General features: G+C 47.0%; 1 pseudogene. It reads right to left on the reverse strand.

Features of this window, described 5'->3' with window-relative positions:
- Positions 1-106 precede the first annotated feature (106 nt).
- A pseudogene (locus NE473_RS31490) lies at positions 107-298 on the reverse strand (DNA topoisomerase); the annotation flags it as partial.

The raw sequence follows: 298 nt of genomic DNA on the forward strand, positions 1-298 counted from the left end.
GAAAAGATGAACCGAACAGATGAATTATTTTTTGAGATAATTGAGACCTACCAGCGCCATGCCCAGGCTTCCAGAAATGCAAAATACCAGGAGACCCGCGAGATGGCGGATGTTTTTTCTTGGCAGCCCACCATTTGTTGTTTTTCCAGATTGCAAATTTACAAGAATCATTCTGACAGAAGAAAACTTTTTGCAGTTCTGCAACTTCACCGCCGCAGCGAGGGCATTTGCCCACCACCTCACGGGGCGGAGTAAACAGGTACTCGGTTCCCTTGATGACCTGATAAGTTCCCACCAG

The organism is Hungatella sp. SL.1.14 (assembly GCF_024460495.1).
Classification (GTDB): Bacteria; Bacillota; Clostridia; order Lachnospirales; family Lachnospiraceae; genus Hungatella; species Hungatella hathewayi.